Below are 9,338 nucleotides of genomic sequence, written 5' to 3'. Positions count from 1 at the left end.
CATCAGGGGGGCGAGGCCTCGGGCGGCGGGTCGCCTACGCGCAGGCGGTGGTTGCGGCCGTCGGGGCCCGTGATGCGCGCGGTGCCGTCGCCAGCGCTGACCTGGCGGGGGTTGGCAAGGGTGGCCCGACCGTCAAGGAAGAGGGTGGGTGCGCCGGCGCTGCGGGTGATGATGCCGTCCAGCCTGGGTGGCGGAACAGGTGGGGGCTCGACCTTGGGCGGGTGGTCGATTCGGGCCCGCTCGGCCGGGGTGAAGAACAGGCGCCCGAGGGCTTCGGCGCGGCTGGCCTGCCAGGGGGCAAGAAGAAGCGGAAGGAGCAGCGCGCAGAGCATGCGCGCTGGTCGAAATGAGTACGAATGCATATCCGGACCAATTTAGCATAGTCCGGACGGCTCTGTCGGCGCAGGGTTCAGTGGGCGGCGATGACGCGGTTCTTGCCGGAGCGCTTGGCGATGTACATGGCCTTGTCGGCCCGGTCGATGGCCTGTTCGGGCTCTTCGCTGTCCTTCAGTTCGGATACGCCGGCGCTGAAGGTGATCAGCAGCTTTTGCTGGTGGGCCAGGAAGAAGCGCTTGGTGAGCGCGCGCTGCAGGCGCACGAGGGTGGCGATGGCGCTGTCGAGGACGGTGTCGGGCAGCAGGATGACGAATTCCTCGCCACCGTAGCGGGCGACGGAATCCTGCGGGCGGAGGTTTTCGCGCACGACCTCGGTGAGGTGCTGGAGGGCTTCGTCGCCGGTCTGGTGGCCGTGGGTGTCGTTGATCCGCTTGAAGTTGTCGATGTCGAGTAGGCCCAGGCAGAGCGGCGTGCCGCGTCGCCGGGAGAGGGCGGTTTCGCGGGCGAGGGCCTCGTCGAGACCCTTGCGGTTGAGTACGCCGGTAAGGGGGTCGTGGCGGATCAGCTCGCTGGTTTGTTCGAGTTCGAGCTGCAGGCGCGAGATTTCGGAGTTGGCGTCGTTTACGCGGCCGCGCAGTTCTTTGAGTTCATCGCGGGAGCGGGCGGTGGATTCCTGCACCGTGCGGGTTTCGCGCATCACGTCGGCGATGACATCGGTGAGTTCGGTGATGTCGCGGGCGGCGGCGATGCGCTCGGCGGATTGTTCGATCTTGTCGTGGTAGCTGCCGGTGGAGTCGGAGAATTCGCCGAGGCGATCGACGAAGCGGGCGAGCATCTCCTTCAGGCGTGCCTGCGCGTCGGAGAGTTCGACCTTGATGGCGCCCTGGCGGTGGATGACATCGCGCAGGCGGTTTTCCAGCTCGCCGAGGACGCGTACGTCCAGGGGATGGGCGAACATTTCGCCCATCAGCACGATCTGGCCATGCAGCCAGCGGTCGTCCACGACCAGTTCGCTGATGTTTTCGAGGATCAGCTGCAGCACGCGCTGGAGGGCATCGCGCAGGGCGTGCTGATCTTCGGAAGCCCATTCGAGGGCCGAGCGCAGTTTGTCGAGGCGCTGTTGCAGGATCGCGGCGCTGAGGGCGACGGGCTGCTGGCGCACGGCCGCGGCGAGTTCGCGGGCTTCGGTCGAGAGCGCGGGCTCGCTGGTCTGGGCTTGGGCGGCGAGGCCATCGAGGAGGGTGGCCAGCAGCGTGGCGAAGGCGGGGTTTTCGGCGTGGCCGGTGGCTGCGCCGGCAGGGCTGGAGGGGGCGGCCGGTGCGTCGGTGTCCGGCAGATCCTCATCCGAGTTGCGTGCCCAGGCGCGGAGCAGACCCTGCATGCGTTCGGCCAGTTTGTCAGGGTTGGCGCCGGAGGCAGCGAGTACCCGGTCGAGCATTTCGCGCTTGCGTGCCTGGGTCAGGCCGTTCTGGCGCCGATCCCATTCGGCAATGAACTCGCGGAGCAGGCTGCCCCAATTGATGGCCTGACTCTCGGGCGCAGAGAGGGCGCCCACAAGCACATTGCGAAGCTCGGGCCAGTCGCTCCGGCCGATCGCCGACTCGAAGTCCTGGGCAATGCGCAGGGCATCGCGGTTGTGCCGCGGCAGGGCGGTGGCGATCTGCTTGAGGGCGCGTTCGGGGAAGGCTTCCTCGGGAACCGTTCCGGCTATCTCGTGGTAAAGCGCCCGATAGTTGTCGGGGGTCGGTGCGATCCGCCGTAGCGCGAGCTGACGCAGGGTCTCCCGGGCGATGTCGGAGGGCTGGCTGTTGTCGATCGTCATCTTGGGTCTGCGCGGGGCAGCAGGGGTTTTCGGAAGCATCCGGCATCCTGCTCCGCTGTTGGGTCGGGCAGGCTCTCAAGGCAAGCGTGATGTAATCCCGACTGATAACGGCCGTCCCCGACATGCCTTGAGCGTATCGGCCCACCCGAAATGAAAAAATGCAGGCAGCGTTGCCTGCCGACGGCTATTCGGCCAGGCCGTGCTTGAGACCGTAATGGGTGAGCTCTGCGTTGTTGCGCAGATTCATCTTTTCGAGCAGGCGGGCACGATAAACGCTGACCGTCTTGACGCTGAGGTTGAGGGCCTCGGCGATTTCGGTCGGCGTCTTGCCGGAGGCGATCATGCACAACGTCTGGTATTCGCGGTCGGAGAGCTTTTCGTGAGGAAGGCGCTCGCTGTCGTCGCCGATTGCGTTGGCGAGCTCTTCGGCCAGTGACGGGCTGACGTATTTCTTGCCGCTGGCCACCTGGCGGATCGCGGTGACGAGGAGTTCCGGTGCGCTCTGCTTGGTGAGATAGCCCGCAGCGCCGGCCTTGAGGGCGCGAATGGCGTATTGCTCCTCGGGGTACATGCTGAGAATCAATACGGGGAGGCGCGGGAATTCCTTCTTGATGATCTTGAGGGCGTCGATGCCGTTGCGGTCGGGCATCGAGACGTCCATCAACACGACATCCCACTCGCCGGTACGCACCATCTGCACGGCCTGCACGCCGTTCTCCGCCTCTCCGGCAACGGTGAGGTCGGGGGTGTCGGAGAGAATTTGTCGCAGGCCCTGGCGGACGATTGCGTGATCGTCGGCAATCAGCACTCGGATGGGCTTGTTCATGCGGGACTCCGGTTGGGGTTCTGTTGTTCGTCCGGCTGCGGAGGCTGGAGAGGAGTTCGCAGGGTGAGTCGTGTTCCGTGAGGGACGACCGGACTCAGCTCGAGACGTCCGCCAAGGCTGGTGAGCCGTTCGCGGATGCCACGCAGCCCGAAAGAGCGGGGCTTGCGCAGGTCGGTTGCAGCCAGGCCGCAGCCGTTGTCGGTGATATCGAGCACAACCTGGTCGCCTTCCTGCATGAGCCGTACGTTAACTTCACTTGCACGGGCATGCTTGCTGACGTTGGTCAGTGCTTCCTGGAAAACCCGGAACAATGCGAGAGCCGTATCGTAGCCCGGGTCAAGGTCGTGGTCGGGGCAACAATGTTACAGATGATGCCGGTGCGCTGCGCGAAGTCCTCCCCGTGGGATTCGATCGCTGCGGCGAGGCCGAAATCCTTGAGGATGCCGGGACGCAATTCGCGGGTTACGCGGCCAACGGTGGCGATCGCGTCGTCCACCATGCGCCCGACATTGTGCGCCCGCTCACGGGCCTGGACCGGGTTGGACTCGAGTTTCGACTCAAGCAGCGACATCTCGAACTTCATCGCCACCAGGGTGCCGCCGAGCACATCGTGGACGTCGCGGGCGATGCGCTCGCGTTCGTCTTCCTTGATACGCTGGAGGTGGTTCGAGAGCGCTGCCAGCTGGCTGCGCGACTCCCGCAGGTCTGCCTCGACGCGCTTGCTGTGGGTGATGTTCCACATCACGCCCTCCCAGATCACTGCGCCAAGCTCGGACAGGCGCGGCGAGCTGCGCAGGTTGATCCATTTCTGTTCGCCGGTGGACAGCTGGATGCGGCCCTCCCAGTTGAGGGTGGACAGGTTTTCGCTCGATACACAGGCCGCCTCCATGAAACCGGGCAGGTCCTCCTTGAGCAGCCAGGTCATCCAGCCGGCCGAACTGCCGATCAGCTCGTCGGCGGAAATACCGAAGAGCATCGCCGCCGCTTCGCTGAGGTACTGGAAGCCGAGCATGCCGTCCGGCGTGTAGCCCATCTGGAAGACCACGCCCGGAATATTGTCGGTGAGAGCCCTGAGGCGCGCTTCGCTCTGGCGCAGGGTTTGTTCGGCAAGGCGTTTCTCGCGGCGGTTGCCGACTTCACGCAACTCACGCTCGACGGCCGGAATCAGGCGCTCCAGCTTGTTCTTGCTGAGGTAGTCGTGGGCGCCCGCACGCATCGCGGCGATCGCCTCGTCTTCCTGCATCACCCCCGAAACAATGATGAAGGGCAGGTCGAGGCAGAGATCCTGGATCGTGCGCAGGGCCGCCTGGGCGCTGAAGCCGGGCAGGTTGTGGTCGCACAGGATGACATCCCAGCTTTCCCGCTGAAGCGCCTCGCGCATGCCGCTTTCAGAGGCGACCTGCAGGTAGGTGGGCGCATAGCCGGCGTTACGAAAACGATGCAGCAACAGCATGACATCGTTTTCGGCGTCCTCGATGAACAGCAGGCGGATAGGCGGTTTCGCCGGATCATCCCGGCTCGCGGAGGGGGCGTCCGGCTTGAGGGCAGTGGACATGCGTGTACGTGGAGGCTGCGTGAACGGGACGGTTTGTTTATAATCCGACCCTCACTCGGGCCTGAACAGCCTTCAAGGATAGTTCAGGCCGGCCTTTTCCGTCCATGTGCATGCGGTTTTTTGCGGCAGGCGGCGAGGTTAAGAGATTTGCCGGTGTAGCTCAGTTGGTAGAGCAGCGCACTTGTAATGCGAAGGTCGAGGGTTCGATTCCTTTCACCGGCACCAGATTTATCAAGCACTTAGGCCAATCCGTGAGGGTTGGCCTTTTTGCTGGGCTATCACCGGGCTAGCACCAAGGTCGGAAGTGCTCGTTTTGTTGGCGCTTGGTTTGCATCAAAACGGTAGGCTCCGTGCCCATGCCGGGTTTCGTGGTGGGCTACCGTTTTCGGGAACGCCAACGTCGGGGCCTTGGGTTCCAGACGTGAAAGCCCGCCTATTAGCAGGCTTCGGTGCCTTTACGCGTCTTCGATCCAGTGCCCAGCAATGAAAGAAACGCTTGGGTGGTGTTGCATGAGACGGCCTGAAACAGACCTATACTGTATTTTTGTATAGCCTTGGGTGCCCGTCGTGTTCGTCCGCATCCGTCGCCTTCGTCAAGGGGGCCGTCTTATCCCCGACCACGAAGCAATGCGGCCTGAGCATCAGCTCGCGGGCGACTTGAGCGCGACGGCCGCTCGTTTCGAGCTTCGGCGCTTCATGAGTGCCAGCGGCGAGCCGGCGGCGGTGCTTTACGACGCAAAGGTTCTGTCAATTCTCGCTGGCGTGATACGGATTCGCGGCTACGAAGAGCACCGGGGCGCTGCCGTGCTGCAGGAATGGGAGTGCACGCAGGTGCCGATGGTCATTGGTCCTGACGGATTCGCCCGGTGGGACGTTCCAGAGCTTCAGGGGCGAGCGCCCGGAGGATAGCGCCCGGTGGCCGCAAGTGGGCTGTTGCCTTAAGCTTGCCCCATGTGCTCGAACTATGCCCCCTCTGCCCGCCAGCAGCTCATGGGCTTTGATCTCCCCCCGCCGGATTTCTCTTACGGCGAGGCGTATCCGGGCCTGATCGCCCCCATTGTGACCAACTTCGCTCCGCGCTTGTGGGTGCCGGCCTGCTTCGGCCTGGTTCCTGCATGGGCGACGGACGCGAAGATTGTCCGCTCCACCTACAACGCCAGGTCTGAGACGGTTGGGGAGAAGCCTTCCTTTCGAGAGGCCTGGAAGCGCGGGCAGCTCTGCATCATTCCCGCTGACGCCATTTTCGAGCCGTGCTACGAGACGGGAAAGGCCGTTCGCTGGCGGATTGAGCGCACCGACAGCAAGCCTATGGGGATCGCGGGCATCTGGGAACGGCGATTGAAAGACGATGGCCTGCCGGCCTGGTCCATGTCCATGCTGACGATCAATGCGGACGGGCACCCAATCATGGGGCGCATGCACAAGCCTGGTGACGAAAAGCGCTCGGTTGTGATCTTGCCGGACGAAGCGTGGGGTGACTGGCTACGGGCGAAATCAGAGGTCGCGGCGCGGGGCATGCTCACACCGGCTGCAGTTGATCTTCTGCGGGCTCGGGCTGATCCACTGCCGGGGCGTCGTGCGACGGGTTCCCTTTTCTGAGCTTGCGCAGCAGGGTGTGAGCCCGATTCACACCCTTGGGAGATCCTCACGCCCGCCAGAAGCGACGACCCCAGCGCGGGGCCGGGGTGTCGTAGGACACGAAAGGAAAGAATCGTCAGTGTGCCTCTGTCGGTTCCTTGGCCGGCGGCAGAATATCCGACAACGGGAGGCCTTTCGGGCCTGCTGTGCGCCCTGTGACAGGCGCACAGCTCCATCCGGTCTATCAGGCCGCAACCGCTTCAAGGCGGGCACGCATGGTCAGGACGGCGCCCTTTACCTTGGCAGCTTCAGCAGCCGGCATGCGCGCCCAGCACTCGAGAAGCAGTGCACCGCGCACCATGTCGCAGGACCGGCCGCTATCCCATTGGACGGTGATGTTTCCGTCCGGCTGCACAGCCGTGACGATGCCGGATTCGAGCCTGTCCAGATCGGACACGGGGTCACCGACGATCAGGGGCGTGGTGGCGGGATCATCGGCACCGGTCGCGATCGGCTGCACGGTCGCCACATGGTTGCAGCCGGTATGCTCGGCCACGTCGGTGGACTTCTCGAGGGCGGCGAAGGTGGTGGTGTTGGTGGTCATGGTCAGATGCTCCGGGCAAAGGTGAGGCGATAGGCTGCTACGGGACCGGCAAGCCGGCGGATGGTGCGGTACAGGGAAAGGGAAAGGGACAGGGCGAGGCGGGCACGGCCAGGGCGGCGCGTGCTGCGATCAGCGGCGGCGATGGCCTGCTGTGCGGCCTCAAGCAGCGCGGCCGGCAGGAAGCTGTCAGCGGAGCGCGGGCGCACGGGCGGGTAGTCCATCGTTTCAAGCACGATGGCGCGCAGGGCGGTTACCGGTGACGGCGCAGCGGGACGGGGGCGACCGATACGGCGATGCGGGCCGCGGACAAGGGCAGGGCTGTGTTTGGGGCGTGCGGTGCTGCAGAGTGCGGGCGCACTGGGGGCGTGGGTTGCCATGGTGTGGTGCTCCAAGTAGCGGCTATGTTCTCCGCTTACTCGCTGCCAAGCGAGGTGGGCGGAACCGTGCAGGTTGGCAGACCGGTACTTGGAACCGGCAGGGTTTCCCCTCCCACACGGCCCCGCCCATTGGGGCGTCACCATGCGACGGACGTAAAAAAACCGCTTGAGGGCGGTTGTCCGCCAAGTAATCCAGGCTGCCAAGCCTGTATCGCTGTTGTTTGCAGCGGCGAATGAATCATGCGCCCGGAATCGCCGCGCCGTCAAGCACCTGTCCATCATTTTGGAAACTACCTGGAATCCGGGTAGCTTCCGATATTCAGTTCGCGACTCCGCCGGTAGCAATGTGCGCCATACGGCGATCACTCAGATCCTGACGAACATCACCGCCCTGAAGGCTCACCATGACCGGCCCTGAAGGGGCACCGCTTCCAAGCGGAATTTGCAAGGCCGGCGCGTCCGCTACGGCGGGCATGGAAGGGGCCCGTACAGGCCGTACCGCCGGAATGCTGGCCGTTGCGGGCGACACCTTGAAGGCGCCAGCCGTCGCAGCAGACAGGTACCGCCCGTACTTCGCGGTGCGATCAGCGAGGCCATTGGTTCCGCCGTTGATCGTCTTAGTGACGGCGCGAACGTCGCCGTTTTTCGCGGCCGTGGTGAGCTTGTTTGTTTTCCAGTACCAAGCCGCGATCTTGGCGGAATTTTCAGGTTCTGCGGCAAGCTCGGGATGGTTCGCCAGGTCGATTCCCAAAGCCTTACCGGCACGGGTGTAATTGTCTCGGCCGGTAAGCTGGATGGCCCCGCGCCCCCGAAAGGCAAAGGCATCGCCAGGGCTCTTGTTGCCCATTCGTCCGCCGTACATCAGTTCGGCGATAGCTTCCGGCCCCTTCGCCATGGCTTGCTCAACAGCCGGCTTACCCATCTTTCGAGCGCTTGCGCTCACCTGCATCAGGCGGTCAGCACTCTTGTATCTGAAGCTCTCTTCGGTTTTCGAGAAGCCGCCTGATTCGTGGTCCAGCTGCGCCATGAACATTGCCTGCTCTTTTGGGTCGGTGATGCCGGACGCGGCCATCTGCGCAACCATTGCATCCTTTTGCCGGTTGCCAAACAGCGACCTGCCGACTTCTTTGACCTTTTCAAACCCGCGCTGGACAAGCCCCTTCTTCGCCTGCTCGGCCGCTGCGGCTTCCTTGGCCTGCTGATCCTTGTAGAACGCGTCTTCGAAAGCCGTGTTGCCCGGCTTCATGCCGCTGGATTTGGCGAAGGCGGCCCGTGCCTTGTCCTCCTTTGCATACTCTCCATCGCGATTCTCAAGCGTAGCGGCCCGGGTGTCGGCTATCTGCTTGTCCGAATCGATGCCAACGGCTTTCAAGTTCTCCTTGAGGGGCTCCGAGACATCCTTTTTGATTCCCTCTGCTGCTTTCGCGGCCTTTTCATCGTCCTCTAAGAAGTCCTTGATCCCCAAAAATGCCGCAACGCCCGCCACAACCGTCGTCAGACCCACCAGCGCCGGCAGCAGGAGCGGCAGAAACCGCCCCAGCAACATAAAAATTCCGCCGCCGGACTCTGCTTGAGCTGGATTGACGGCCTTCTCTTCGATGCCTTTGAGCGTTTTCCATATTTTTTTCAGCAGCCCTTCCTGCCGGCCATCGGACTTCCTGCCCAGCATGTCCAGGCCGCGCGAGAACGGGGCTACGACCTCGTTGAACGCCTTCGCAGTGGGGTCCGCCTCTTCGAGCCCGGACGCGGGGCCTATCGCGGCTGAAAGCCGTTCGGCCAGGTTGCGAACCGCCCCTGAGTTTGTGCCGCCGGTATCCGGCGACGATGCGCCTTCGCCGGAAGAGCCGTCACGCTTCACGAAACGCCCCTTGCCGTCCCGCTGGCCAGGCTTTACCGGTGGCGTTGCCGCAGCAAGCGCACGGCGAGCCGCTGCACCGCTGGGCAGGGTTCCCGACTGAGCCGCAGCCCGCGGACCCTTAACCCGGCCCGCCGGCATCGCTGGCGAAGCTACGGCGGCGGACTTTTCGGGCCGCGCGCCGCCGAGTGGTCGCGGTGAAACCGCCTGCCGCCCGGCGAGCGCGAGAGGGCGGGCAACGCCGTCAAGGATCGCCCGGTGAACGCCCCGCACCTCCGCGCGAATGTCGTAAAGCAGTGAATCGGTTTGGCCCGCACCAGAACGCCGCAGGCTGGTGATCGGGGTTCCGACCAGGAAGCCCTCGTTATCGCTGTTCTGAGCCATG

The 9,338-nt window shown here is 64.1% G+C and carries 10 protein-coding genes and 1 tRNA gene; 3 read left to right on the top strand and 8 right to left on the bottom strand.

What is annotated here, in order from left to right; genetic code table 11:
• Positions 1-2: 2 nt before the first annotated feature.
• From Q1W26_RS12045 to Q1W26_RS12025, 5 genes are all read right to left on the bottom strand, one after another.
• A complete protein-coding gene (locus Q1W26_RS12045; protein WP_300440267.1) occupies positions 3-332 on the bottom strand; it encodes a hypothetical protein in 330 nt (109 codons plus the stop codon).
• Between the two features lie 77 nt (positions 333-409).
• Positions 410-2,158 carry a diguanylate cyclase gene (locus Q1W26_RS12040; protein WP_300440264.1) on the bottom strand — a complete coding sequence of 583 codons (1,749 nt, stop codon included), beginning with the start codon at positions 2,156-2,158 and terminating at the stop codon, positions 410-412.
• 184 nt (positions 2,159-2,342) lie between these two features.
• Positions 2,343-2,984, bottom strand: a complete 642-nt coding sequence (locus tag Q1W26_RS12035) for a response regulator transcription factor (RefSeq protein ID WP_300440262.1) — start codon at positions 2,982-2,984, stop codon at positions 2,343-2,345.
• A complete protein-coding gene (locus Q1W26_RS12030; RefSeq protein ID WP_300440261.1) occupies positions 2,981-3,295 on the bottom strand; it encodes an ATP-binding protein in 315 nt (104 codons plus the stop codon). Before Q1W26_RS12030 ends, Q1W26_RS12035 begins: the two co-directional genes overlap by 4 nt.
• Positions 3,268-4,539: a histidine kinase gene (locus tag Q1W26_RS12025; RefSeq protein ID WP_300440259.1), complete on the bottom strand. Its 1,272-nt coding sequence runs from the start codon at positions 4,537-4,539 to the stop codon at positions 3,268-3,270. Before Q1W26_RS12025 ends, Q1W26_RS12030 begins: the two co-directional genes overlap by 28 nt.
• Positions 4,540-4,688: 149 nt before the next feature.
• On the opposite strand from Q1W26_RS12025, the gene Q1W26_RS12020 reads away from it, so the two are divergent.
• The 3 genes from Q1W26_RS12020 to Q1W26_RS12010 all read left to right on the top strand — a co-directional run bounded on the left by Q1W26_RS12020 (position 4,689) and on the right by Q1W26_RS12010 (position 6,138).
• Positions 4,689-4,764, top strand: a tRNA-Thr gene (locus tag Q1W26_RS12020).
• Positions 4,765-5,106: 342 nt separating this feature from the next.
• The gene (locus tag Q1W26_RS12015; RefSeq protein ID WP_300440256.1) at positions 5,107-5,448 is read left to right on the top strand and encodes a hypothetical protein; all 342 of its coding nucleotides are present in this window, start codon (positions 5,107-5,109) and stop codon (positions 5,446-5,448) included.
• Between the two features lie 81 nt (positions 5,449-5,529).
• Positions 5,530-6,138, top strand: a complete 609-nt coding sequence (locus Q1W26_RS12010) for an SOS response-associated peptidase family protein (protein WP_300440253.1) — start codon at positions 5,530-5,532, stop codon at positions 6,136-6,138.
• A 223-nt stretch (positions 6,139-6,361) separates the two neighbouring features.
• Here the strand turns inward: Q1W26_RS12010 and Q1W26_RS12005 are convergent, their stop codons facing one another.
• The 3 genes from Q1W26_RS12005 to Q1W26_RS11995 form a co-directional block, all read right to left on the bottom strand.
• A complete protein-coding gene (locus tag Q1W26_RS12005) occupies positions 6,362-6,721 on the bottom strand; it encodes a hypothetical protein (RefSeq protein ID WP_300440250.1) in 360 nt (119 codons plus the stop codon).
• Between the two features lie 2 nt (positions 6,722-6,723).
• Entirely contained in the window at positions 6,724-7,098 is a 375-nt protein-coding gene (locus Q1W26_RS12000) for a hypothetical protein (protein WP_300440247.1), read from the bottom strand.
• Between the two features lie 319 nt (positions 7,099-7,417).
• The gene (locus Q1W26_RS11995) at positions 7,418-9,337 is read right to left on the bottom strand and encodes a glycoside hydrolase family 19 protein (RefSeq protein ID WP_300440244.1); all 1,920 of its coding nucleotides are present in this window, start codon (positions 9,335-9,337) and stop codon (positions 7,418-7,420) included.
• Position 9,338: the final 1 nt, after the last annotated feature.

The sequence above is a fragment of the Zoogloea sp. genome (assembly GCF_030157465.1).
In the GTDB taxonomy this organism is placed as follows: Bacteria; Pseudomonadota; Gammaproteobacteria; order Burkholderiales; family Rhodocyclaceae; genus Zoogloea.
This window is presented reverse-complemented; position numbering and strand designations above follow the sequence as displayed.

Bases quoted from the DNA above. Each gene is read 5' to 3' on its own strand.
- Q1W26_RS12000 (WP_300440247.1), bottom strand. From the start codon at position 7,098: ATGGCAACCCACGCCCCCAGTGCGCCCGCACTCTGCAGCACCGCACGC.
- Q1W26_RS12040 (WP_300440264.1), bottom strand. From the start codon at position 2,158: ATGACGATCGACAACAGCCAGCCCTCCGACATCGCCCGGGAGACCCTG.
- Q1W26_RS12010 (WP_300440253.1), top strand. From the start codon at position 5,530: ATGGGCTTTGATCTCCCCCCGCCGGATTTCTCTTACGGCGAGGCGTAT.
- Q1W26_RS12035 (WP_300440262.1), bottom strand. From the start codon at position 2,984: ATGAACAAGCCCATCCGAGTGCTGATTGCCGACGATCACGCAATCGTC.
- Q1W26_RS12045 (WP_300440267.1), bottom strand. From the start codon at position 332: ATGCTCTGCGCGCTGCTCCTTCCGCTTCTTCTTGCCCCCTGGCAGGCC.
- Q1W26_RS12025 (WP_300440259.1), bottom strand. From the start codon at position 4,539: ATGTCCACTGCCCTCAAGCCGGACGCCCCCTCCGCGAGCCGGGATGAT.
- Q1W26_RS12005 (WP_300440250.1), bottom strand. From the start codon at position 6,721: ATGACCACCAACACCACCACCTTCGCCGCCCTCGAGAAGTCCACCGAC.
- Q1W26_RS11995 (WP_300440244.1), bottom strand. From the start codon at position 9,337: ATGGCTCAGAACAGCGATAACGAGGGCTTCCTGGTCGGAACCCCGATC.